This window comes from Flavobacterium amniphilum (genome assembly GCF_023634845.1).
Taxonomy (GTDB): domain Bacteria; phylum Bacteroidota; class Bacteroidia; order Flavobacteriales; family Flavobacteriaceae; genus Flavobacterium; species Flavobacterium amniphilum.
This window is the reverse complement of record NZ_JAMLJL010000022.1, coordinates 1-26,723: the sequence shown is the minus strand read 5'-3', so window position 1 is coordinate 26,723 and position 26,723 is coordinate 1. Positions and strand designations below refer to the sequence as shown.

Genomic DNA, 26,723 nt, shown 5'->3' with positions numbered 1-26,723 from the left:
TTACTACTCTTTTAGTATTTAACCACTTTAAGGGTCTTTTCCTGTTGGCCGGCTTTCAGTTTGATGAAATACATTCCGTTAGCCAGTGACGTTAAATCGACAACAGCATTCGGATTATTTATTGTCTTCTTAAAAAGAACCTTACCTGAAACATCCATTACTTCTGCTGAATTAACAGAAACTGAAGCATCTTTCAATGAAATGTTCACGATTCCGTTTGTGGGATTCGGATACAGCGTGAATGCTCCATTAGTGAATTCATCATTACCCAACGAATTCACAAATTCGGTAGTAAAAGTATTCGTCACGATTGCCGGATTGAAATCAAAATAGATCGAAGCCGTGTTCGGGATGATATCGCCTATTGCATAACCTGGTTTTGGCTTGATCTGGAAAGTAACCTGTCCTTTTCCGGCAGGCAGTAAATCGATTCCGTCAAAACTCCAGCTCAGGTTATTCCCAATCCGCTTCAGGTCGTAACCATGACTGGCATCAACCATTTTCACGGAAGTTTCATCCAAACCGGCATCCAAGACATCATTGATCCTTACGTTTTCTGCATAATAGGTTCCGGTATTTTCAAACTGAATGGTGTAGGTCAGATAATCATTTGCCGTAAAAGCCGAATGAAGAATCTTACCACCATGGCTTTCGGCTTTATCATTGGGATCATATGAACCCACAATAATCTGGGTCAATGCAAATGCATTATTATTCGGATTGATATCATTCACTGGGACCGTTGCCGAAACAGTATTTGTCAGTGCCTGCCCAAGACTCACCGTTGGAATCGTAGGTACCAGCATCGTAACGGTAATATTTCGTGTTTCCCCCGGCATCAGGTTACTAAAATCATAGGTAAAACCTGTAGCAGTAGGATTAGTCCCTGATACAGAAACATTAGTTACCGTAACATTGCTGTCTTTAGTAAAAGTTATTGTTCCGGATGTTACCGGCAGGTTACCGTTATTCTTGTAAATGATTTTGTTCTGGTAAGTAAATCCGGGTCTGGGCGGTGTTCCGTTTAACAAAACCTTAGTTTCCAAATCCAGAAAAGGAGCTTCAACGATTGGGAAACCATATAAGTTAACCCCTGAAGCAGGATCAAAGCTAACATCTGTATAACTTGCCGTAGACAACGTATACTGTGAAGCAAAATCCGGATTGATCACATACGTCAGATCATACGAATTAGCCGGATTCGACTCATTGATAAAATAATCCCCATTTGACGATGCAACATAATTGACAGTACCACTATTGTTCAGCTCATAGCCAAATTGTCCCTGGGTAAAGTAAGGCTCGCCAACTTCTTTAATTCCGTTAGCATTCGAATCGATAAAAGCATGCATTCCAATTCCTTCATTGACAACGGTAACAGTGGCAATGGCGTTATCAAAAATTAGAATATTGTTTGTACCAAACACCGAGTATTCAAAAGTATAAACTCCAGTGGGTATTCCTGATAAAACACTTACAGTTCCGTTTGGATTCAGGGTAAAACCGGAAGGCATCGATGTTGCCGATACAGAAAAAGAAGACGGGTTAACCAGATTAGGTCCTTGGTAATCATTACTCAAAACCGAGTAAGTCGAAGTTGAAATACCTCCATTTACAGGATACACCGTAAAAGCATCATCATTGGCAATAACCGGAAGTAATGTTACTGTGGTTGTGGCTGTACAATTCCTATTATCTGCAATCTCAACAGTATAAGTTCCAGCCGGCATATTTGTAAATATCCCTGAGGCCATATAAGGCGTTGCGAATGCGGCAGGTGCTATAATCCGGCATCTGAGAGGTGCCCCTCCGGTACCGTTCACCACAATGTTATTGTTAACCACAGTTGCCGTCACAGTTGGCTGGGTAAGTGGCATAATCATAATTGAACCGGTATAAACAGAACAGTGCAAAACGCTGTCCCATACCTGAAAAGTATAACTCCCTCCTTGGGTTATGGTAAAAACATTAGGAATTTGATACGGACCTCCATTTACCGAATACTGATAAGTACCGGAACCTCCTGTAGCCATTACTGTCACTGTTGCAGGATTTGTACAGTTCAGATTTTGTGTTAAAACCGCACTCGCACTGATACCCGGATTCGACCCAAGACTTAAAGGCCCTGACCAGTTACTTCTGGTTGTCGCATCACAGACCGTACGTACATAAACATCATATGCCGTACAGGGAACCAAACCTGTAATTATGTATGAATTTGCACTTGCAACAAATGATGGCGGTTGGGTTGTGGGAGCCGGTGAACCGGCAGGCTGTATAAAAATTTCCCAGGCAGTTGCCGGCCCTGAATACGTCCAGTTTGTTGTAGCCGTGGTACCGGTTAAGTCAGATGCACTTAAGTTGGTTGGTGCATCACAGGTTTGCCCGTAAACGGAAAACAAACTATTCAAAACCAACAAAAAGAACAGTAGGTAGCTTTTCTTCATAGAAAAAAGTTTAAAAAATTTAAAGCGAATAAATTTTTTGAAAAAAATCAACACTTTAACAGAAGAATACAGTACATCTTTCAAAATTCAGTGATTCCATAAAATAAAAAAACCGGAACACTCCGGTTTATTACTTTCACTTGTCTTATGATCACTTCACGCCCTTGGGAAGCGCTGCTGTTTTCCTTCTCATGTTTCGGGCCATATCCGTAATAATCGTGGCATAATCAGGATTGTGGTTATCCCAGATTTTCCAGGTCCCGTTTTGCTTCTTGATAAAATACGTTTGCATGTTCACATGACTGTAGATATTTCTCAGATTCCCGTCGTCATCCCTAAAATCGAGGTTCCAGAATTCCTGTACCGTAACCACGGCCATCGTTTCATTCAGGGAGCACAGCTTAAATCCATACAGCTCAAAATTAGAGCGGTTGTTTGTACTGTTGAGTAAATACCCCAACTGGGAAATCTGGCTGATCAAATCGTGTATTCTTTGTGTAAGCGGACCGTCATCAAAAATAAAATCCGACAGGTTGCCCAAATCAACTTCCGGTAATTTCAAAAGACTATTGAACTCTTCCTGGCAATAATTGGTAATCAATTCCTGAAACTCCGAAAGCGCTTCTTCTTCTTTCTTCATTTCACTATTAACAGGCACTTCATTAACCACAATTGATCCGTCATGCGACAAAAAATGATTCAGGGAAGAAAAACCCAAAAAGATGGCCAGCTTATCAAGTGTTTTAAGAAAGCGGAGATCCGGATTTTCATAACCGGAATAATCATTGGTAAAAATACGCTGGAGTGTCGCACTCGAAATAGTAGTCCCCAATTCATTCTTTCTGTTCCCCTGAAGAAAAGCAGATTGGGCTAAATTCACGGAAATAATCTCGGATAAAATAATGAATTGTGCCCTCTTCCAGTTTTTGACCCCGTTCAAAGAACTGTTAAGAACAGGAGGAGCAGAAACTATGGTCTTTTTCAGTTGTTCAATAATGTTTTCCATAATTGGAATAGGTTAAATCAGTTCGCATGTCCTTCAAAAATTTATGTTGAAGATAAGTCAAACTTATGGTTGGTTTCAATACTAATTTACAAAAAAATTAACAATAATTTTGACATATTAAATTAACAAACCAAAAAAACCAAACAAATTATGAAACCAACCAACCTAAAATCATGGGCTAAAAAGCTTGGGGTGCTGCTCCTTGGAGTTTTCACCCTAGCCGCCTGTGAAAACGACAAAAAAGAATCCGGCCAAGAGCAGGAAAAATTAATGGACGGACACGTAAACCTTTTAGACAAAGGACGATACGGATGCGAACCTTTCTCAGAGCAGTATTTAAAAAGTATCAAAGTCATTACTCCGGAAGAATATCAGGCCAGAATTTCTGAGTTTCGTCCCGATTTAAGCGCTGCTGAACAACGAAATGCATTCACGGCCAAACTGGATGTTTCAAAATACCTGCCTTCACCACCGGTAGGCGATCAGGGAAGTGAAGGTTCGTGTGTAGGCTGGGGTGTTGGATATGCAGCACACGGTATAACACGATACATCAACAACACTATCCATCAGTCTAACTGGGCTGGTGCAACAAGAAGTGCTGCTTACGTTTACAATCAGATTAAAATCAGCAATTGCGGATCAGGATCATATCCGAACGACGCCATGAACCTGATTAAAAACCAGGGACAGTGCAGTAATTCCCAAATGCCTTATGTAGCGGGAGGCTGTTATACCCAACCAACAACCCAACAAAGAACGTGGGCATCGGGAAGAAAAACCGGAGGATGGTTCAACATCAGTACTACCAATGTAAATGACATCAAATACTATTTAAGTCAAAACTATCCCGTAGCTGCCTGTTTTGATGTAAATCAAAGCTTCTATGACATGCGCAACAACAACCACGTATGGGCCAACTTATACGGAGCGCGTCAGGGCGGTCACTGTGTTTGTATCGTAGGATATGATGACAACACACGTCAGTTCAAAGTACTAAACTCATGGGGAGCCAATTGGGGACGCAGCGGATATTTTTATGTAACCTATGACAACATGGCAAGAGGAGCCTTCAACTGGCTGGGCTGCATCACCCCTAATCCGAATGCCAACTCACCACAACAATAGTTTTGCTCTGTAATTTTGGTTAAGTTTGTACAGCAAGACAGAAAGAAAGCCTCACATGGTGAGGCTTTTTTTATGCAATAAGCCGAATGCTGTTAATTAATGCAACAATTAGTATCTTTGAAGCAAATAAATCAGAATGACACTTTCCTCTTCATCAAAAATATATTTTGCCAGCGACCAGCATTTGGGAGCACCCACACCTGAAGCCAGTTTCCCTCGTGAACAAAAGTTTGTAGCCTGGCTGGACGAAGTGAAACAGGATGCAGAAGCCATTTTTTTGTTAGGTGATTTATTCGACTTCTGGTTTGAATACAAAACTGTCGTCCCAAAAGGCTTTGTACGTGTATTGGGCAAACTGGCCGAAATACGCGACAGCGGAATTCCGGTGTATTTCTTTGTGGGCAACCACGATTTATGGATGGACGATTATTTTCAGATGGAACTTAACATTCCGGTTTACCACACCACCAAAGAGTTCACTTTCAACAACAAGACATTCCTTATAGGACACGGAGACGGTTTAGGCCCGGGCGACAAAGGATACAAACGGATGAAGAAAGTATTTACCAATCCGTTTTCAAAATGGTTGTTCAGATGGCTTCATCCCGATATCGGAGTAAAACTCGCACAATACCTTTCTGTTAAAAACAAATTGATATCAGGAGATGAAGACGTTAAGTTTTTGGGTGAAGAAAACGAATGGCTGGTGCAATACGCGAAACTGAAGTTAACCACGAAACATTATGATTATTTTGTTTTCGGGCACCGTCATCTTCCAATGGAAATCGATTTAAACGAAACCTCGAAATACATCAACCTTGGTGATTGGATTGGGTATTTCACCTATGGTGTCTTCGACGGAACGACCTTCGAACTCAAAAAATATTGATTCACTTTTTATTTCCTTAAAATTAAAGTACTTTTGTGCCGTCTCAAAGGGGTGCCGATTTCCACATTAAATCAGGAAAAAAGCTGAGATTATACCCAACGAACCTGGAACAGGTAATGCTGTTTAGGGAAAAAAAGTGCAAAACGCACCATGATCCGCTTTGCGGAAAATCATTAATTAATATAATAAAGAATAATTGCCCCTTTTATTTGTAAACTTTTTACGAATGAAAAATTTATTCGACCGTACGAAACGTACATCCACAGTAATTGCCTTATTGAGCACTTTACTGTACTCATTAACTTCTTCTGCCCAGGAAGAAGCCAAGGACTCCGTTAAAACAAAACCCCTCGAAGAAGTTATTGTAAAAGCAACAAGAGCCGATGAAAAAACACCCGTTACTTTTTCCAACTTTACCAAAAAGGACTTTTCAAAGCGAAATTTAGGCCAGGACATTCCCGTATTGATGAACTACCTGCCTTCGGTAGTAACTACAACTGATGCCGGAAACGGAGTGGGCTATACCGGAATAAGAGTTCGAGGAAGTGATGCCACACGCGTAAACGTAACCATCAACGGAATTCCGTACAATGATTCTGAAAGCCACGGAACCTATTGGGTAAACATGCCTGATTTTGCATCTTCAACCGAAAGTATCCAATTGCAACGCGGTGTGGGAACTTCAACAAACGGAGCCGGAGCATTTGGCGCCAGCTTAAACCTGGCAACTGAATCATCAGCTAAAGCCGGAGGTGAAATTGCAAATTCTTACGGAAGTTTCAATACCCACAAACACACGGTAAAATTCAGTACCGGATTACTGAACGAAAACTTTGAATTAAGCGGACGGTTATCACAAATCAAATCAGACGGTTATGTCGACAGGGCATTTTCCGATTTAAAATCATATTTCTTACAAGGTAATTACTTTGGAAAAACTACCCAGATCAAAGCCTTGGTTTTTGGAGGAAAGGAACACACTTACCAATCGTGGAACGGCATTGATGCAGCTACCTTGCATGACGACCCAACTTTCAATTCGGCTGGAATGTATACCGACGAATTTGGAAACACACGTTATTATGACAACGAAACAGACAATTACCAACAGGATCATGCCCAGCTACACTGGAACGAAAAACTGAATGATAACCTGAACCTTAATATGGCTTTACACTATACAAAAGGAAAAGGATATTACGAAAATTATAAAGAAGATGCTGCCTTTAATGATTACGGCATGACTCCTACTGCAGGACAAACCTCAACCGATTTAGTACGCCAAAAATGGTTGGACAATCATTTTTACGGTACCACTTTCTCTTTAAATTATAAAACAGAAAAACTGGACGCTATATTTGGCGGAGCCATAAACAAATATGAAGGTGATCATTTCGGAAAGGTAATCTGGGCACGTTATGCATCTACCAGTGAATTGGGAGACCATTATTATGATGATTACGGAAACAAAACCGATGCAAATGCATTCTTAAAAGCTACTTATCAGATATTAGATAATTTAAGCCTTTACGGAGACCTTCAATTGCGTAATGTAAATTATGAAGCAACAGGTGTACAAGCCGATAAAGTAACCGATGATTTTAATTTCTTTAATCCGAAAGCCGGTTTAACTTATGAATTCAACACACACAACAATCTGTATTTTTCATATGCCAAAGCACACCGCGAACCTAACCGCACCGACTATGAGAACGGCTCCCCGAAACCTGAAAAACTGGATGATTTCGAATTAGGGTGGAGATATAACACTGAAAAAATCAAAGTCAACCTGAACGGATATTACATGGCTTATAAAGATCAGTTAGTATTAACCGGAAAATTAGACGACGTAGGATCGCCCATTCGTGAGAACAGTGGAGACAGCTACCGTTTAGGAATTGAAGCTGAGGCTAAAATTGCCCTTAGCCCAAAATGGTTCATCGCACCAAACATCAGTATCAGCGAAAGTTTAAATAAAGATTTTTATACAGATGCTTCGGGAACATTAGAGCCTTTAGGGAACACCAATATTGCGTATTCTCCAAAATTCATTGCCGGAAACATGATTGCTTTTTCTCCGGTTAAAAACGTAAGCATTGCATTGCTTTCTAAATTTGTTGGCAAGCAGTACCTGAATAACATCAATGATAAAAACTCTTATCTGAGTGATTATTTCATCAATGACTTTAGCTTCAACTGGAACATCCCAATGAACAAAGTGTTCAAAGAAATCAGCATCAACGTATTGTGCAATAACGTATTCAACAGAAAATATGTTTCCAACGCTTTTGATTATGGCGGAGGCTATATCTATTATTACCCACAGGCAGGTGCCAATTTCCTGACCGGCGTAACATTGAAATTTTAATTAAAAAGGAGCCTGACGGCTCCTTTTTACATTATTAATTATACACTGTTAATATATTACCCGATACTTGTGCCCTGTAAGCTTTCAAAGGATATGGCGCTCCATTGGCGCTCGACCCGACAAGCAGACTATACTCATAATTTTCACATGAACACTTCACATTTAGTCCGTTAATACTCATCCTCGAACAGGAACTAGGCTCATGACTTGGGCAACTCAATTCAAAAGCATTATACATACCTTCTCCCACTTTCATTACCACAACCCCTTTAATACCTATACCTGCATTGTCTATTATAACAGGAAAATTCACAAAATTAAGATTATTATAAGCCGGTAGGTTCATATTAATCTCAGTAGAAAAACGAACATTCGGTAAATATGGGTTATTGTTGTTAAATCCTTCGGGATTACACGAAAACAAAAAAACACTGATTAAAGCTAAAATCTTCTTCATTTAATTTATCAAAACTTGTTCAGAACAAATTTAATTTAATTACATTTGTATAACGCACAAACAAACAAATAAATTACAAACTGAAAAAAAATAGTATCTTTGTATAAAGAAATCCCGTCGCGATGGGATTTTTTCTATTTATATAAATATGACGTTATGAGCACAGTATCTTATTATACAGCCGCAGGATTAAAAAAACTAAAAGAAGAGTTAGACCAACTTAAAAATATTGAACGCCCTAAAGCATCACAGGCAATTGCCGAAGCAAGAGACAAAGGTGATTTATCAGAAAATGCCGAATACGACGCTGCGAAAGAAGCACAAGGCCTTTTGGAAATGAAAATTGCCAAAATGGAAGAATTATATGCAAATGCACGTTTAATTGACGAATCACAATTGGACACTTCAAAAGCATTAGTATTGTCACATGTGAAAATCAAAAACCAGACAAACGGAATGGAATTGTCTTATCAGTTAGTTGCAGAAAGTGAAGCTGATCTGAAGAAAAACAAAATTTCGGTTACCTCTCCAATCGGAAAAGGTTTATTAGGAAAGTCTGTAGGTGAAATTGCAGAAATTCAAGTTCCTAACGGTATTTTAAAATTTGAAGTATTGGAAATTTCAAGAGACTAATTACAGAGAGTCATGGCATCTATATTCACAAAAATAGTAAACGGCGAAATCCCTTGTTACAAAGTAGCCGAAGATCAAAATTACCTTGCCTTCCTGGATGTAAATCCGAATGTTAAAGGACATGTATTATGCATCCCGAAACAGGAAATCGATAAATTATTCGACATGGAAGACGAACTTTATATTGGTCTGATGAAATTCTCAAAGAAAATAGCCATTGCACTCGAAAAAACAGTTCCTTGTAAAAGAATCGGAATGACAGTAATTGGATTGGAAGTACCGCATGCGCATGTACATTTGATTCCATTAAATATCATGGACGATGCCCGTTTCCACAACAAGGTAAAACTAACACCTGAAGAATTTCAGGATTTAGCAAATGCAATTGCAAAGAATCTATAAATAAAAATCCCAACCTTAGGTTGGGATTTTTTATGCTTATGCTTTTTGCGTCTTAGTACTTTTTCGTATAAAGTAAACCCCATACAACAACCCAGCTGCAAGCAAATACAACACTCCGTCATTGATTGGTAATCCTGGAGGAGGAGGAGTTGGCGGCGGCGGGCCACCGGCCGGCGGTGCAGCATAAGTAGAAACAGATACCAGTGTAGCCAGTATCATTAGGTTAATGTGTTTTGGAGCAATCTTCATGTTTCTAAAATATATAATAGTTTTTCACGAGCAACTTACCGAAGCAAATTATTCTAAAAAATTTACTTCCGCAATATTAAACGAAATATTTGACTATTCAAACTTATTGAAGTAAAAATACAATTAATTTTTTTGATTTGCAGTAAAAAACTCCAATAGAGCCTTATCTTCTTTTATTTTTTAACTCTTTGTAAGACAAGTAATATAGACCAAAAAAATAACAACATTAAGATTCAAAACAGCTACAAAGGAATAAATTCTACAATATTGCACAACACGTATTTATACTTGTTTTCCTCTTAAGGCTTTTCAATAACTTTACTGAACACCAAATTATGTTGAAACTATAGTTAAACCAACAATTACAAACAAATCAAATCATGAACAAAGGAATAGTCAAATACTTCAACGACACAAAAGGATACGGATTTATCAAAGAAGATGCGTCAAACGCAGAATACTTCGTACATGTAACAGCATTAGCCGAACCTGTAAAACAGAATGATGCTGTATCTTTCGAATTGGCAGATGGACGAAAAGGACCTATGGCAATTAATGTAAAGAAGGCTTAAATTTGACCAAAGAAAAATATAAATCAGTATAAAAACACTCTACCTATTCAATTTCTTAAAAGCTCATTAATAGAAACATACAAACCCAATATCAAAAACAATAATCCTCCCGTAAAAATCAACAATCGGGAAGAAAATTCCTCATCCTTACTACTCATTTTATAAAATGGCTTTGTCACCATTACTTTTATCCCAAGCACAATGGTAAAAAACCCAATAATTAAAACCTTATAATTCATCATTTTTTTTAGCAACTATAACTTCTTACTGTTTAAAATCCATTTTCTTCAAAAGTAAGACCAATAAATCTCTGGTAAATATATCATATCCTACAACAAAATAAAAATCCCGGCAAGGTACCGGGATCAATATCTTTCAAAAAGGAAAATCTCTTTTGTTTTTGAAATTAAAATCAAAAATAGGCTTCTTCTTTTGTGGCTTTTGATTTTCTTACATGGCGTTTTATTAATTCAATCCACCCGTGTGTTCAACAGCATCTGAGTAGCGCTCATTTACTTTTCCCATGAATGGTTTTATTTTGAAGAAGCCTATATTTTCACATCTAATGAACCTTTCTTTGTTTCCCTTTCGTCAACTTCATCTTTTTTCTCATTAACAGGCTTGAAATTACCGAAATTATAAGTAACCGATAATTTAACTCTTTGAGTGTCATTTTTCAGCATCACATTACTGTTCAAATCTGCATTAGTAAATAAAGCATAACGCCTACTTCCAGTATTTAAAAGATCATTATAGGAAAATTGAATTTTGGTTGAATTCTTAAAAATCGATTTTGTTAGTGTCAGATCCAGTTTATTATAAGATTTCTCAACATTATAAATCGTGAAATTACCTCTTGTAGAGTAGGAATACTGAAGGTTCCCTTTTACCCCATATGGCAAGACGAACTGCCCATAAACACCCAAATATTTGATATTTTTAAAATCATTTTCAAAGCCCACTTTATCGTACTTAACCGAATTAATTCCTCCAAAAAAATACAAATAATTAATCTCGTTAATATTACTGACAGTGCTCAGATATTTTATCCCTTTGGTAAATAAACCCAATGGAACAGGAACTCCTAAATTGGAATTAAAAGTCCTAACATTATCAAACTGTTCTATGGTTTGCTTATATGTTCCATCATCTTTAACAAATACCAGAAAATTATCTGATTTAGCCTTTGAATAAGAAAAGCTCAAGTCAGCATATTTAAAGAAATTAAATTTCAATTCTGAATTATGGTAAAAACTTGGTTGCAAAAAAGGATTCCCTCCATCTCCTGACAAATTACTCATGAACCCACCTGAATTTGGGTCGAGTTCTTGATAGCCTGGAAGCCTCACCTTTCTCGAGTAAGACAAATTCACTTCAGTGAATGAATTCAATTGATACCCTAAATTAAAACTTGGAAAGAAATTACTAAATTGCTTATCAACTTTTAAAGTCGGCACTACTTCACTTTCCATCTTAAGATATTCATATCTCATCCCCAACGTTACACTTAATTTCTGAATTTTCTTAAAAAGTTCTGCATACGCAGCAATTGAATGATCCTTATAATCAAAAAAAACTGCTTCAGTTGCATTTGAAAGACTGTTTGTGTAAATCCCATCGGAATCAACTCCGGAATCTGAATATTTTAACCCGGAACTAACCTTAACCCCATCAAAAGGAAGCACTAAATCAATCTTAAGGCGGTTTACATTCGAGCTAAACTTATTTGAATTATCATTATAATAACTTACATTATTTAAAACAGATTCATTAAACAAATCCAATTCTCGGTCAAAATCAAAATATTGATAATTAACCTTTAGGATTTTATCAGTTTTATTAATCCTATAAACAAATGAAGTCGTTAATTCATTTCTTTTACTGTCTACATTCTGAATTCCTTCACTATTTTGAGTAGTTTGAACCCCATCTTCATTACCCATAAAACTTGATGTTGCTTTTGTTTCCTGATTCATTCCTGAAAAGGAATACTTAACATCAAAATTTATACTGCCATAGGAATAACCAAGTCCAAACCGAGCATTTAAAGGCTTCTGGTTAATACTATTATCACCCTTATCTATAATATAGTTTCCGGTGTCTTTGTCGACAATTTCTTTATCCATACCACTTTGGGTATCAATATCATTATAACCAAAACTGGCATTCCAGCTCATTTTTTTATACAAACCATTTAATGACAATGAGTTTTCGTATTTCTTTTCCTGATAGAAAGTAATCCCTGAATATACATTACCATTTACCCCTTTTTGGTTTTTGAATTTGGTTATTATATTTACAACATCAGCAGTTGTACCTGCTTCGTAACTTGCACCGGGGTTATTGATTATTTCAATTTTCGACACAGAAGATGATGAGATACTACCGAGATAATTCGACAAATCCTGACCACTCATATTAATTGGTAAGCCATCCATGTACACTGTAACACTTTTCCCTTTCAAACTTAAACCTCCGTTAATATCACTCATTACACCCGGTAATTTTTTTATCGATTCTAATACATTACCGTTATTCAAAGCATCGTTATTTTGAATTGAGTAAGATGTTTTGTTTCCTTCCATCTTAATTAATCCACCTGTACTCTTTACCGAAACCTCATTTAGGTTTCTTACTCCACCTGATTTAAACAGTTTAGCTTTTAAAACAATTGTATCCTTGGAATTTTCGGTTATTTCAAAAGCCATCTCGGAAGGCAGATACGACTCCGATTGTATTTGAGCTTTATATTTCCCTTTCATCCTGTTTACAACATAATAATTCAAACATTTCGAAGCATCAAACTTCTTTACAGAAATATAATTTCCGTTGTACAACATATGCATATCAACTTTTCTTACAGTACTTGTATCTTGTTCACAAGAAATACCTTCCAGTTCAAATTCAGTTTTCACAACAATTTTATTTCCTTGTGAATACAAAGAATCTGTTGTCATCATAATAAAAAGCAAGAGCAAAAAAAGTTTCAAATAGTTCATTTTTTATAGTATTTATAATATTAAGTGACTTCAAGGTTTGCTATTCAGTCTGTAATTAAATTATAACATTTCTGAATTTCAGTTCCTCCAGAATTTCCGTTTGAATTAACTCGAAATCATCCTTCCTCAAGGCTTCATATAATTCATCATCAATAGGATAAGACTGGTAATCTAACATATCAAACAAAAAAATCGATTGTCCTAAGAAAAAAGTAGTGTATCGCTCCTTATTAAAACATCCCTCGACATGTTTTAAACTCTCAAAAGAAACAGAATCATCTCTCATGAACCATTTATGGATATACAACCAACATTCCCATTGTTCAGGGCATTGGATCAATTTTTCTTCCAATTTCAAATAAGCCGCTTCAATAGAACGAACTGCAAAATCATCTCTCGACACAAAATCACCCATTTTAATCTCCTTATGAAATTCAATACTATTTCTATCTGATTCATCCCTAAATGAAACAACCGGAACAATTTGGGCATTTAATAATGCCGCAAGTTTCCCCACTCCGTTTTTGACAAATATTTGACTTCCAAAAAATGGGATTGAAATAAAGCTTTTCGAAAAATCCTGGTTTTTATCAGTCATCGCTGAATTACCGTCTAGGTAAACAGACATTACATATCCATCTTCTATATACTGTTTAAGTTTAAAAATGGAGGAGCGGTCTTTTATATTAAGAATGATCATTTCCGATGTTGGCTTACCTTGTAATACATCCCTGCACACTCTTAGCATTTCTTCCTGCTGTTTATTATAGACACTGTCATCTATAATTAAAACCACTTTATAACCCTGCTCGTATAAATAACAATTCATAAGCCGGTATGATCCTAAATGAAAAGTAGCAAAAACTGTATTTTCATTCACTTTTCCTTCATTTAATCTAATATTGGAATGATTAATAATTTCAGTTCTTTTCAAATAATCCATATCAGATTGTTCAACACCTGATTTCTTCTGATAATAAATCACCTCCCCATACATTTTTTCATAATCATGAGTTGGAATCGCAGGCAAAAATTTTTTAATATTTGCCGAGAAAAGAGCTAAACTGTAGCTCGTCTTTTTCCTTTCCTCAGCAGTAGGATTTAAAATACGGCTTCTAAAATTTTCAAGTGAGTTCATCCTTTTTGATTTTTCTTTTTTTAAAAATTCTGTATAAAAACACAGTTACAAGAACTGTAACAAAAATGCCTGAGGAATCCATTTTTCCAGTCATACATATCCTGTAAATGCTCATAAAAAGGAGCCTGATAAAAGTTGATATAATGAATATCATAAAAACCATCCTCAACATCGTATAAACAATCATTACCGATTCTTCTTCACTTTTTTTGAAACACAACCATTTTCTCATGATCCTGTTTGAAACTGAATTCAAGTCCTTACCTTCCAATAAATCTGACAAGACCCAATATCCATCAAACTTCAGAAAAGGATTCAGATTGAGTATGACAATGGAAAAATTCATAAAAAAGGCCGCCATAAATACATTGCTGTATTGATTTACAAAAAGCGATAATAGAAGAAGTAAAATTCCACAAACCAACTGCATATAAATACCTGACAAGTTAATTATGATTCTTTTCTTACTGCTTAATTTCCACACTTCATTAAGATCAATATAAAAAACAGGCAAGAAAATATACCATCCTAAACCTATTTCCCTCACATTGGTATCGTATTTCTTTGCAGCCAGAAAATGTCCCATTTCATGCAATAATAAAACACTTAAGAGGACAGTATAAACGATACCGGCTTCAAACACTGAGTTTGTCTTGTATCGTATTGATTCATAATAGAAATAACCATTAAACAAAAAAAGAATTAACCCTGACGTATAAAAAAAGAGTCTACTGAATATTTCCAGAATAATCTTCGGAACAGACAATACCGACGGATTGAATAAAGTCAAAATCTTATTGAAAGATGTATCCACATGCTTAATTACAAATGGATTAATTTTATTCTCAATAATATCATCAATTACATATTGGTCAATAAGTAATTCATATTTTCTTTTGAAATGATTTTGCATTTCCCGACTACTTTTTTCCTCCTTCAAAAATTCAACAATATCCTTTACCATAAATCCAACCTGCATGGTCTTGTCATTCAACCGGATCAAATACTTATTATCAAAATCAGTATTTATTATCTCAATCTCTTTGTACATTTATATTGTTTCTAATGTCTAAACTGGTAAAGACTCATCAGGAAAAGTATCCGAAGGTATCCCCAGACATTTCAAATCACAGGATACAACTCCATCAACCGCTGTAAATTCATTTCTTTGTTGTAACTCCTCAATCGAAAATGATTCTAAATATGCATTTTTCATAATCTTGTTCATTAAATTAGTTAACCTATTTCTTCTATTTATTAAAAAACAACCGGAGAAAAAACTTCTCCGATTGCTAACCAAACTAAACTATTACACCCCAATAGGACCTGTTGTAATATCACATTTATTTGAACAACATCCGTCTTCTTCAACGATAGCCGTGAACTCATTTCTCACTTGTAACTCTTCAACTGAAAGTCCTTTCAATAAATCTAAATTTTTCATAATTTTGTTTCTTTATTTAATTAATTACAGTCATTCCTTTGTGTCTTCGAAAACATTTTTAAAGGTTTGGCTGTTTTTTTTATGACCGGTTTACTCTTCTACTGTTCTACCAACCGGCTTCAGATAAAACAGCTTCTTCTTCTATTTCGGCATACAAGATTTTCCTATTGTATTTTTTCTATTGGAATACACAAACCGCAATTACTGATCAGATAATATTTTTATTCATTTTCAATTTAAAAGCCCAACGAGATAAAAAATGAAAAAGAGCGCTGGGCTTTTGACTAAAACTATTGTGACAAATCTATAAGGGCTTTCAGAGTATTGCAAATGAAGTAATCTGGAATTCATAAATTCAGGGTTGCTATTTATGAATCCGGATTAACCCGGATTCCTGAACTTATTGAAAACACAGGTATTAGTTTTATTTTTGAAAGAAAGAAAAATCTCACATATTTTAGTATTTTCGCCAAATAATAAACTCCATGAAGTATGAAAAAAGCCTTATTAATCACATTTTACTTGATATCTATTATTGAAAATCCGGTATTTTCACAGACAAACAGTTCTAAATTCCAACATTTATCGTACGATGAATTAAAAAGACACTATTTTGAAGTTGTAAAAACGAATACAGAAAAAAGGGAATTAGCTGATCTCTATATTAAAAAAGGAATAAAAGAAAACAACCGGATAAAGATTGCCAGAGGTTACTATTATACAGCTATCTTATTCTATGAAAACAATCCGGAGAAAGCTATAACATATTTGGACAGTGTCATAAAATATTCTAAAAACAACCCTGACAAAAGCTTCCCGTTATCCGGTTACAGAGAAAAAGCTTACATGTTAAGAAAGCTCTACAAATATGAAGAAGCCATCGAGAATTATATGCTAGCCGAAAAATTGGCTAAAAAAACAAACCTAAACTTTTACTATAAAGTACGATTAGACATTGCTGCATTAAAATCGGAAGAATTAAGCCAAACTGAAGAAGCCTTACCAATCTACAGGGAATGCTATAATTATTACAAAACTAAAAATACTAAGAGCACAGAATATGGTTATTGTTATAATCAGACTTTATTTGCACTGGCTGACGCATATAAAACACTGCACAATACAGACTCAACGACATATTACAATCAATTGGGCTATAATAATTCCTCACAAACGAACAAGGAAGAATCCAAATACTTATTTGTTTTAAATGAAGGGGCCAATCTCATATTAAAAAAGAAATACAAAATTGCCATAGACAGCATTACCAAGGCTTTGCCCAAAATGATTCAATACAATAACAATATAAATACAATAGCAACTTACTATTATTTAGGTAAAGCATACGAAGGCTTAAATAACAAAAGTGAAGCTTTTCGAAATTACATCCGTGTCGATTCGGTATATCAAAAAACTAAAGAAATTTATCCTGAATTTATTGACGGCTATAATTTTTTAATTAACCATTACAAATCAACCGGCAATCAAAAACTGGAACTAAAATACCTCAATATATTAAGAAGTATTGACAGTACGCATCAAATAAGATATAGAAATCTGAATAAAATCATTACTAAAAAATATGAGATTCCAGAGCTGATTGCCAACAAAGTAACTACCATACAATCATTAAAAGGCAAAAACAGGATTGCCACTTGGATTATTTCATTTTTGACGGTATTTGCTCTAGTGTTAAGTATCTATCTATTTTCTCAGCGAAAACAAAAGATTAAATATAAAAAACGATTCGAAAAAATCATTGCTGAATATAAATCTGTTAAGTCTCAAAATTCTGATTGTGAAACTATCGCTCAAAACATAGAAAATAAAACTGAAAACAACGATATAAGCAAAACCGTCATCAATCAAATATTGACTAAACTTCAAAAATTTGAAACTAAAAAAGAATTTCTTGTCCCTGATATTTCATTACAGTCACTTTCGGAAAAATTTGAAACCAACACCAGCTATCTCTCAAAAATCATTAATGAATACAAAGGCAAAAATTTTGTACAATACATTAACTCATTACGGATAGATTATGCTATAAAAACACTACAGGAAAAATCGAAATTAAGAAATTACAGTATCAGTGCTTTGGCAAATGAGTTTGGTTTTAATACTTCCGATTCATTTTCAAAGGCCTTTTTCAAGCAAACAGGCATAAAGCCCAGTTTTTTCATCAAAGAACTGAATGAAAATGAAAATATTGAAAATCAATAACTTAAACCGACACCCAACCTTGAATTTATGAATTCCGACTGCTAAGAAAACATTTACAATTAATATTTCAATTAGCGATTCTATATTTGACCTACAACTTTAAAAAATGAAAAAATAAAAAAGATCAAAAAAGAAAAACTGAGTTTTGACAAACTAACTGTGTCAACTTTATCAAACAAAAATATGCTAATTGTAAAAGGTGGGGATACAGATCGTCCCGATGATCCTGATACAACTACAGATTATGGCGGAGGTTTTTCAACCGTAGATTGCTAGTATAATATTATTACCTAAAAGTAAATAATACATATTTATAAAATGAAATCACAATCTTTAAAATATTCTTATCTAATATTAATCTTGATTTTTAGTTGTAAACCAACAAATGTTAAACTAACTGATAACACTGAAACAGATTTAAAAATTTGGTACCACAAAGATTATAAGAGAGATAATATTCCAGGTATCTCTCTTGAAAAATTCTTATCGAAATCAAAAACGCTAAAAAGCAATAATCAAATAATTGTAGCCGTGTTGGATACTCAGATCGATACCAATCATGAAGATTTAAAATCAGCTATTTGGGTTAATACAAGTGAAATTCCCAATAATAAAATCGATGATGACAAAAACGGTTATATTGATGATGTAAACGGCTGGAACTTTATCGGCACAAAATCAGGAGACTATACCGTTTGGGGTAATTTCGAATACACCAGATTTGTGCGAGAGTACACACCTATTTTTAAAGACAAAAGAAGAGAAGAAATTACTCAAAATGACGTACGCAATTATGATGAATATCTGAGAGCGCTAAAATATCAAGACAAATGGTATGTATATTATAAAAACTTCCTGAGATCACTAAAATATAGATCTTCATTATATTATACAGCCAAAGACACATTAAAACATTATTTCCCAAAAGAAGACTACACAATTAAACAATTGGATAGTATGTATACTTTACATAAAATAAACGATAAGACCTTTAAAGAAAGAAGAGATACAGATGATCGGGATTTTGGAGCTTTAATCTCAATAATGAAAATCACTATCGAAACCGAAAATAATTCTATTGAAAAATTAGAAGATAAAAAAACACAAATAGACTCCATCACCCATAAAAATGTAAATATAGAATACAACGAACGTATTTTTATAGGTGATAATGAAAAAGTGCTGGAAAAAGGGTATGGGAATGGTAAAATAAACAGTAAATTATCGGGTACCAGAAGATTATTTGGCCACAGTACAAAAGTTTCCAGTATCATCGCTGCCAACAGGAACAATAATATCGGTATAAAGGGTTTCTCGGATAACATCAAAATAATGCCGCTTTCCATCTCGCCTTCTGGCGATGAAAATGATAAAGATGTTTCGATGGCAATCCGCTACGCGGTCGATAACGGTGCCAAGGTTATCAACATGTCCTTCATGAAGGAATTTTCATTACATCCCGAGTGGGTAATCGAAGCCATGCAATATGCCGAAGAGCACAATGTATTATTAGTCCATAGTTCTGGAAATGATTCTTTCAGTGTTGACACCAACCCAGCCTATCCTAGCGATTATTACTATGACAACAAAGAGGAAGTATGCAACAACTTTATCAATGTAGGATCTATTTCTGCTAAATTGGACAGTACATTTGTGTCCAGCTTTTCCAATTACGGTAAGAAAAATGTAGACTTGTTTGCTCCAGGCGACAAAATATATAGTGCTGTACCAGAAAACAAGTATACCTTTGATTCTGGCACTTCATTAGCTGGCCCTATGGTATCCGGAGCTGCGGCGTTGATCTGGCTGTATTACCCTGATCTTACTGTTCAAGAAATCAAACAAATTATCCTCGATTCCGGGACTGCTTATGACATCGAAGTGTTAATTCCGAGCGAAAAAGGAAAGAAAACCCATTTTAGGGAACTCTCCAAAACCGGCAAAGTACTCAATGTATACAATGCCATGGAACTGGCTAAGAAAATAAATAAGTTAAAAAGAAGTAAATAATCTCGTCTACATTCTCAAAAATATTTAGACAAATGGAATACAAATATGTTGGCTACTATTACATCTTATTAATCCTAGTTATTGGCTGCAAAACTGGAAACATTAAATCTCAAAAAAACAAACAAGAGAATTTAAAGACTTGGCATCAAAAAGATTACAATACCGATAAACTTCCAGGAATTTCACTTGAAAAATTCTTATCAAAATCAAAATCGCTAAAAAGCAACAATCAAATAATTGTAGCCGTACTGGATACCCAAATTGATACCAATCATGAAGATTTAAAAGATGCTATATGGGTCAACACGGATGAAATTCCCAACAATAAAATAGATGATGACAAAAATGGCTATGTGGACGATATAAACGGCTGGAACTTCATTGGCACAAAATCAGGAGACTACACGGTATGGGGAAATTTTGAGTACACCCGAATTGTACGCGACTATACACCTGTTTTTAAAGACAAAAAAAGAGAAGAAATCGCTGCAGGTGATTTATTCAAATATGATGAATATCTGAGAGCGCTAAAATATCAAGACAAATGGTCAACTTACTATACGAATTTTTTGAAATCATTAAAGTATAACACTCTTCTATATCCTTCAGCAAAAGACACACTCAAGTATTATTTTCCAAAAGAAGATTATACCCTCAAACAACTGGACAGTGTTTATAATCTATATAAAAAAAATAACAAAACATACAAAGAAAGAAGAAATAGCGGAGATACTGATTTTGCATCTTTGGTACTGATGATGAAAGTGAATTTAGAGTTATATAAAGATTTTGAGGAACTGAATGATAAAAGAACACAGTTGGACTCCATAGCCAATAAAAATCTCAATATAAACTACAACGAACGTATCTCTATTGGAGATAATGAAAAAGTACTGGAAAAAGGGTATGGTAATGGTAAAATAAACAGTAAATTAGCAGGAACCCGAAGACTGTTCGGTCATAGCACAAAAGTATCCAGTATCATCGCTGCCAACAGAAAAAATAATATCGGTATAAAAGGTTTCTCTGATAACATCAAAATTATGCCGCTTTCCATCTCGCCTTCGGGCGACGAATCGGATAAAGACGTCGCCGCCTCAATTTACTATGCGGTCGACAACGGTGCCAAGGTCATCAACATGTCTTTTATGAAAGAATTCTCACTACATCCCGAGTGGGTAATCGAGGCCATGCAGTACGCGGAAAAGCACAATGTGCTATTAGTTCATGGTTCCGGAAATGATGCTTTTGATATTGACACAAACCCTACTTATCCAAACGATTATTACTATGACGGCAAAGAAGAGGTATGTGGTAATTTAATCAGCGTTGGTTCAATATCTTCAAGGGTGGATTCCACCTTTGTGTCCGACTTTTCGAATTACGGTAAAAAGAACGTCGATTTATTTGCTCCCGGAGAAAATATTTACACTGCGATCCCTGAAAACGAATACGAAAGCGGTTCAGGAACATCCTTATCAGCACCTATGGTATCGGGAACCGCAGCATTGATCTGGTTATATTACCCTAACCTCACCGTTCAGGAAGTCAAACAAATTATCTTGGATTCCGGGACTGCTTATGACATCGAAGTGTTAATTCCAGGCGAAAAAGGAAAGAAAACCCATTTCAGGGAACTCTCCAAAACCGGCAAAGTACTCAATGTGTACAACGCCATGGAACTGGCTAAGAAAATCAGCAAAACGAAATCAGAAGAAAAAAAGAACAAACCACAGGGAATTAGCTACCGGAACTAACCAACGTGGTAATTCTGTACACATTCCCAAAATTCCTGTAACGTCTTAGCGGCTGTTTTGAGATAATTTTATACCATCACTTCTTTCAGACACTATTCCATTGAAGTAACCCTGAAAGATCTAAATGGAAACGATTATGAAAACACAGCTCTTAAAAACAGTATTGCTTTTCATCCTGATCAACATAAGTCTGCCGGGATATTCCTTTAGTTCAGATCCGGAAACACCAAACACCAAATCCGCCACTGAACTGAAAGAAGCCCGCGGACAATTCCTGTTGGAACGGTTGAAAGAAATAAAAAGCATGAAAAAGTCAGATATGTCAATGGAAGAGAGAAAAGCCCTCAGAAAGGAAGTAAAAGCTATCAAAAAAGAACTCTCCACAGACCATCGTGGTATATACCTCTCTTTCGGGGCTGCCATAATTGTTCTTTTACTCTTGATCCTGATTTTATAATATCCAAAAACAATAGCGGGGACCGGGTAACCGGTCAAGTATGCTGCGCAGGGACAATCCTTTACGCAGCATACCTTTTATATGGGTTATACCTGACAATACCAATGGATTTCTTCAAATTCATACTAAAAAGATTACATTTCTTCCGGTATTTCATCCTTTACGGTAATTTCCTTATCCTAAAATTCTTTAAAAGTTTTAAATTATTATATTTACTTTCCGGTTGACTAACAGACGTTATACGAACTTAGTTCAGAAAACGTTATGTCAATTAATTATAATGATTCAAAATGAAAAAAGATAATACATCATCAGCACCGTCGGCTCTTGGTGACAACCCAATACAGAACGGACAAATAAAGAAAGCCGATTTATTACCTGATCCCAAGTCCCGCCTGGATTCTCTCGACATGAAGGAAACACCGCTTTCTGATTCCGGTATTCCGTACAGGGATCTGACAGATGTGGAAAGCAAGAAAGAAAGCATCCACAGAATCATCGACAGACTTGATGTGGAAACCAATGCCCGCTACCAGAGAACGGTAGAGGACACCTACTGCAATGTGTACTCCTACGATTACTGCTATTTCAGCAAAGTATACCTACCAACGGTTTGGTGGACGGATGAATCATTGGAAAAACTAAAACAGGGACAGGATGTAGAGGCTGTTTTTGAGCAAACCGTTGACCGTATTTATTCCAGTGCCATCCACGACTGGTTCTTGGAATGGGGACCCCATTACGGCTGGGAAAGAATGCACAGCACTGAAGAAATCCAAAACAAAGTGAACGCCAATGGAGGAATCGGGATAATCTGTGCCAAAAGAAGGGAAAAAGGACTTTCCGGCCATATTGTACCGGTTGTTCCGGAAACAGACACACACAAAGCCTACCGCGAAAACGGCATAGTAGTATACCCTCTACAGTCACAGGCAGGAAAACTCAACTACAATTACTTTTCGGAAGTAAGGGAAGACTGGTGGAATGACGAATTATACTCCTCTTATGTATTATATTATCATGACTAAATAATAGCATTCCGCCCTATTTTCAGGCATTTAATAAAAATATTGATTATCAATATGTTAAGCACTTGGAAATAACGTAAGAAAGAACTACTTTTGCACCTTGGAAATAGCCAGGGACGCCAAATGTAGCAATACCACCGTCTTACCATCTAAATTATTGATATAAAAGCAATTAAAAACAACAGTGATTTTATAGCCCCAACTTAAAATTTCACTTTTATATCAGTCTTTCTGTCGGTACAAATGCACATTTTCTAAACCAGAATATCAATTCCTACCAGTTTAAAAGTAAAATGCTTTTAACGGATGCTTACCATAATGCTTAATCCGTTAAACGCTTTTTGTCTGTAATTTTCAACAGATTAGACTCGTATTGCCAAGTAAAACAGAATACCTTTAAAATAATTCAATTAATTCATAAAAAAAGAAAACAGTATAAATGAAAGACAATCAGGAAAAAAAATATTATTGGGGAATAGGATTAGAAAACGAAACCTACATGCAGTTTGAAGAATCCCTGGTTGTTTCCGGTGAATTTATACAAGAAAAAATTGGCTTTGAACGCTACAGCATCGACTATAGAAAATGCTATAAGCCCGATAGCCTTCCCTCTTTGCTCAAAAAAGCATTTGACCCGAATACAAACTATACCATAAGCCGGATGATCAACAGTCATTCGCTTGAAAAGTTGGATACCAACTACCAGCATAAAACATTACCTGCGGTTCAACCACTGTCAGATGATCCCGATGCAAAACCCCATCATCCCGAAAACCCTGATTATCTGGGCAAATCGATCATGGAGCTTTTTCTGGAAAACCAACCCTACAACATACAGAGTATGGTTACCCAGCGGAATAAAACCATGGGGGCTGTACATTTTGACGGTGATTCTATCGAATTTGTAACCAAATATTTTGAAAACCGTACCGTAACAGAATCATGCCGGGAGCTGAAAGCAACCAAGAAACTGTTCCTGGACAAACTCAATGAATCGAACCTACTGAACGGAAAACTGAACTATCCGGAGTACAACAACGGATTGAACATGTTCATGACCAATCAGGAAAATATCGTTCTGTTTAACAACGGAACCTACCATTTCCACATTACATTACCCACACTTACCGAAGACAGCAGAATTGTTGATTATGATGCTTTTGATGCAACACACGCCAATGCCATTTACTTATTGCAGTGGTTTGAGCCTTTTTTCATAGCAACGCTTGGAAGTCCGGATATCATGGGTGTAATCAGTGAGAAATACAACCTGGACAAAAACTTCACCTTAGGCTCCATGCGCAATGCCATGTCACGCTATATCGGTGTGGGAACGTACCATAAAACAATGCCGAAAGGTAAAATCCTGACCTACAAAGTAGACGACTTCCGTAAACTGTTAAAATTCGGGAAAGAAGAAAATATCTGGTGGCGTGATCAGATCGAAGCGCACATGGAATATGAACAGCTTTCGGAATTAGGCCTTGATTTCAATCAGGAGAAGATGTACCAGAGCGGTTTTGAATTCAGAAGCCTTGATGAATTCCCGGCCGACTATTTAAATGATGTTCTTTTGGCTATTCTCTTAATCTGTGAACATTCACTGAACCTTCCGGATGTACAATGGGGACATGACAGTGTTAACTGGAACAATCTGGTATTTAATTCTTTAAAAAGCGGATACCAGACCCAAATCGATGAAGCGGAAAAGAACGAAATACTTCATGTACTGCAAATCTTAAATCCGTCAAGTCCTGATTACGACACCCTGAAAGCAGCATTTGAAGCCATCACTATGCTGGATGAATTCTTCTTTAAAATACTGGCCGTTTTACATGATCAATACAAAGACAACAACCTGTGTATGGATGCTATGTACGGACAAAAAACAAATACACCTCCTACATGGGCCAACTTCAACAAATACCAAACCGAAAGGCATTTACAGCAAATAGAAGCTTTGCATGAAGTTTGTGAAGAAGCTGCCCTGTAGATCTAAATAATATAAAAACAGAAACCGGTTACCGGTCTTGCATGCTGCGTGAAGTACCTTTATTTCACGCAGCATCTTTTTTAAATGGAGTAACTTTTCCGTAGCTTTGTTAGGAACAGCAGAAATACCATTCTTCCTGTTGGATACGAAAACAACCCGCTTAATACCTCAAACAGCATGCAAACGATACTGGGTGCAAACGGACAGATTGCAGAAGAACTCGCCAGGGAATTACACCGGAATTATACGGCTGATATCCGCCTGGTAAGCCGGAATCCGAAGAAGATCAACGATACCGACGAACTCTTTCCCGCTAATTTAATGGACGCAGATGCTACCGATAAAGCCGTGAAAGGGAGTGATATTGCATACCTGACCGTTGGCCTTCCGATGGATTCCCAATTGTGGGAAGCACAGTTCCCCGTGATGATGCACAATGTGATTGAAGCCTGCAAGAAGCACAAGACCAAACTGGTCTTCTTTGACAATACCTATATGTATGCCAAAACCGATGCGGTACAAACAGAAGAAAGTCCGTTTGCCCCAATTGGCCGTAAAGCAACCGTAAGGGCTCAAATAGCTACTATGCTGTTAGACGAAATGAAAGCCGGAAACATTGAAGCCGTTATTTGCCGCGCACCCGAATTTTATGGTCCGGGAAAAACACAAAGCATTACCAATACCCTGATATTCGACAACATCAAAGCCGGTAAAAAACCGAAAGTACCCCTAAACGACAATACCCTGCGCACCCTGATCTGGACACCCGATGCCAGCCGCGCCGCTCATAGGCAACACGCCCGATGCTTACAACCAGACCTGGCACCTGCCCTGCGACGACAACCGGCTAACGTACAAAGAGCTTCTGGCGCTGACTTCAAAAGCATACGGAAAGGAACTGAAATACACCATCCTGAAAATGTGGGTGTTTAAAATAGGCTCTCTGTTCAACAAACAGGCAGCGGAATTACAGGAACTCTTGCCCCGCTATACCTGTGACAATATCTTTAGTTCGCAGAAGTTTAAAGAACGGCTTCCTGAATTTAAGGTTACAAGTTATAGTGAGGGTATTGAGCAAATATTAAACAAAGATAAGTCAGAAACCGATTATCATAATCGATGAATTCTACATGAAATCATCGATTACCACCTAGTCGATAATGTGTTAGCTGACATATTCAATTTTACCACAATGAATACTTAATCGAAAGAGAGAACTCTTGAGTTCGAAAGCAATTACTGATTTACAATGGAAAAATTTCGAGATTAAAACTTATTTCAATAAGAACAAAATGGTAGTATCTCACTAACTGTGTAAGTATAAAAAATAATGGGGTTTTAAAACCCCATTATTTTTTTGTTTAATTTTAAATGTTACACAGTCTTATGAAAAAAGAAAATTTATTATCAGATGATTTTTTGAAGCAGTTCAAAACCGGCGAAGACCTAAATGGTTTTCTTGCCCAACTACAAAAGCGTGGATTAGAGGCTATTCTTAATGGCGAATTGGATTCTCATTTAGGGTA

At 36.2% G+C, this 26,723-nt stretch carries 21 protein-coding genes and 2 pseudogenes; 14 read left to right on the top strand and 9 right to left on the bottom strand.

The features are described from left to right. Nucleotides 1–11: 11 nt before the first annotated feature. A complete protein-coding gene (locus tag NAT51_RS17755) occupies nt 12–2,447 on the bottom strand; it encodes a DUF7619 domain-containing protein (RefSeq protein WP_250601095.1) in 2,436 nt (811 codons plus the stop codon). A 151-nt stretch (nt 2,448–2,598) separates the two neighbouring features. After that, on the bottom strand, nt 2,599–3,453 hold the full coding sequence (locus tag NAT51_RS17750) for a hypothetical protein (protein WP_250601094.1): 855 nt from the start codon (nt 3,451–3,453) through the stop codon (nt 2,599–2,601). A 150-nt stretch (nt 3,454–3,603) separates the two neighbouring features. Between NAT51_RS17750 and NAT51_RS17745 the strand changes: the two genes are divergently transcribed. The 3 genes from NAT51_RS17745 to NAT51_RS17735 all read left to right on the top strand — a co-directional run bounded on the left by NAT51_RS17745 (nt 3,604) and on the right by NAT51_RS17735 (nt 7,835). Continuing rightward, complete coding sequence (locus NAT51_RS17745; RefSeq protein ID WP_250601093.1) at nt 3,604–4,578, top strand: C1 family peptidase; 975 nt, start codon at nt 3,604–3,606, stop codon at nt 4,576–4,578. A gap of 136 nt (nt 4,579–4,714) precedes the next feature. Next, the gene (locus tag NAT51_RS17740) at nt 4,715–5,467 is read left to right on the top strand and encodes a UDP-2,3-diacylglucosamine diphosphatase (protein WP_250601091.1); all 753 of its coding nucleotides are present in this window, start codon (nt 4,715–4,717) and stop codon (nt 5,465–5,467) included. 226 nt (nt 5,468–5,693) lie between these two features. Beyond that, nucleotides 5,694–7,835, top strand: a complete 2,142-nt coding sequence (locus NAT51_RS17735) for a TonB-dependent receptor (protein ID WP_250601089.1) — start codon at nt 5,694–5,696, stop codon at nt 7,833–7,835. Between the two features lie 34 nt (nt 7,836–7,869). Here NAT51_RS17735 and NAT51_RS17730 read toward each other — a convergent pair whose 3' ends face one another. Continuing rightward, a complete protein-coding gene (locus NAT51_RS17730; protein WP_250601088.1) occupies nt 7,870–8,292 on the bottom strand; it encodes a Rieske (2Fe-2S) protein in 423 nt (140 codons plus the stop codon). 156 nt (nt 8,293–8,448) lie between these two features. On the opposite strand from NAT51_RS17730, the gene greA reads away from it, so the two are divergent. Beyond that, nucleotides 8,449–8,925 carry a transcription elongation factor GreA gene (gene greA, locus NAT51_RS17725; RefSeq protein ID WP_250601087.1) on the top strand — a complete coding sequence of 159 codons (477 nt, stop codon included), beginning with the start codon at nt 8,449–8,451 and terminating at the stop codon, nt 8,923–8,925. A 12-nt stretch (nt 8,926–8,937) separates the two neighbouring features. Further along, nucleotides 8,938–9,327, top strand: coding sequence for an HIT family protein (locus tag NAT51_RS17720; protein ID WP_250601085.1), 390 nt, complete (start codon nt 8,938–8,940; stop codon nt 9,325–9,327). A 36-nt stretch (nt 9,328–9,363) separates the two neighbouring features. Here the strand turns inward: NAT51_RS17720 and NAT51_RS17715 are convergent, their stop codons facing one another. Further along, on the bottom strand, nt 9,364–9,546 hold the full coding sequence (locus tag NAT51_RS17715; protein WP_250601084.1) for a hypothetical protein: 183 nt from the start codon (nt 9,544–9,546) through the stop codon (nt 9,364–9,366). Between the two features lie 410 nt (nt 9,547–9,956). Between NAT51_RS17715 and NAT51_RS17710 the strand changes: the two genes are divergently transcribed. Further along, nucleotides 9,957–10,148: a cold-shock protein gene (locus NAT51_RS17710; RefSeq protein WP_250601082.1), complete on the top strand. Its 192-nt coding sequence runs from the start codon at nt 9,957–9,959 to the stop codon at nt 10,146–10,148. A gap of 548 nt (nt 10,149–10,696) precedes the next feature. Here the strand turns inward: NAT51_RS17710 and NAT51_RS17705 are convergent. From NAT51_RS17705 to NAT51_RS19710, 5 genes are all read right to left on the bottom strand, one after another. Then, nucleotides 10,697–13,147, bottom strand: a complete 2,451-nt coding sequence (locus NAT51_RS17705) for a TonB-dependent receptor domain-containing protein (RefSeq protein WP_250601080.1) — start codon at nt 13,145–13,147, stop codon at nt 10,697–10,699. Between the two features lie 55 nt (nt 13,148–13,202). Then, complete coding sequence (locus NAT51_RS17700; RefSeq protein WP_250601078.1) at nt 13,203–14,285, bottom strand: LpxL/LpxP family acyltransferase; 1,083 nt, start codon at nt 14,283–14,285, stop codon at nt 13,203–13,205. Continuing rightward, nucleotides 14,272–15,336, bottom strand: coding sequence for a site-2 protease family protein (locus tag NAT51_RS17695; RefSeq protein WP_250601076.1), 1,065 nt, complete (start codon nt 15,334–15,336; stop codon nt 14,272–14,274). The genes NAT51_RS17700 and NAT51_RS17695 overlap by 14 nt, the downstream gene beginning before the upstream one ends. An 18-nt stretch (nt 15,337–15,354) precedes the next feature. Then, entirely contained in the window at nt 15,355–15,513 is a 159-nt protein-coding gene (locus NAT51_RS17690; RefSeq protein WP_250601074.1) for a hypothetical protein, read from the bottom strand. Nucleotides 15,514–15,594: 81 nt separating this feature from the next. After that, nucleotides 15,595–15,729 (bottom strand): hypothetical protein, encoded by a 135-nt coding sequence (locus tag NAT51_RS19710; protein ID WP_262921827.1) that lies wholly within the window; start codon nt 15,727–15,729, stop codon nt 15,595–15,597. A 492-nt stretch (nt 15,730–16,221) separates the two neighbouring features. Between NAT51_RS19710 and NAT51_RS17685 the strand changes: the two genes are divergently transcribed. The 8 genes and pseudogenes from NAT51_RS17685 to NAT51_RS19855 form a co-directional block, all read left to right on the top strand. Continuing rightward, nucleotides 16,222–17,952 carry a helix-turn-helix domain-containing protein gene (locus NAT51_RS17685; RefSeq protein ID WP_250601072.1) on the top strand — a complete coding sequence of 577 codons (1,731 nt, stop codon included), beginning with the start codon at nt 16,222–16,224 and terminating at the stop codon, nt 17,950–17,952. A 318-nt stretch (nt 17,953–18,270) separates the two neighbouring features. Next, a complete protein-coding gene (locus tag NAT51_RS17680) occupies nt 18,271–19,962 on the top strand; it encodes a S8 family peptidase (protein WP_250601070.1) in 1,692 nt (563 codons plus the stop codon). 32 nt (nt 19,963–19,994) lie between these two features. Further along, nucleotides 19,995–21,719, top strand: coding sequence for a S8 family peptidase (locus NAT51_RS17675; RefSeq protein WP_250601068.1), 1,725 nt, complete (start codon nt 19,995–19,997; stop codon nt 21,717–21,719). Between the two features lie 136 nt (nt 21,720–21,855). Further along, complete coding sequence (locus tag NAT51_RS17670; RefSeq protein WP_250601066.1) at nt 21,856–22,176, top strand: hypothetical protein; 321 nt, start codon at nt 21,856–21,858, stop codon at nt 22,174–22,176. A gap of 290 nt (nt 22,177–22,466) precedes the next feature. Further along, nucleotides 22,467–23,204 (top strand): hypothetical protein, encoded by a 738-nt coding sequence (locus NAT51_RS17665; protein ID WP_250601064.1) that lies wholly within the window; start codon nt 22,467–22,469, stop codon nt 23,202–23,204. A 439-nt stretch (nt 23,205–23,643) separates the two neighbouring features. Beyond that, on the top strand, nt 23,644–25,197 hold the full coding sequence (locus NAT51_RS17660; RefSeq protein ID WP_250601062.1) for a hypothetical protein: 1,554 nt from the start codon (nt 23,644–23,646) through the stop codon (nt 25,195–25,197). A gap of 177 nt (nt 25,198–25,374) precedes the next feature. After that, nucleotides 25,375–26,320, top strand: a pseudogene (locus NAT51_RS17655) (NAD-dependent epimerase/dehydratase family protein). Nucleotides 26,321–26,583: 263 nt separating this feature from the next. Further along, nucleotides 26,584–26,723 (top strand): annotated as a pseudogene (locus tag NAT51_RS19855) (IS256 family transposase); the annotation flags it as partial.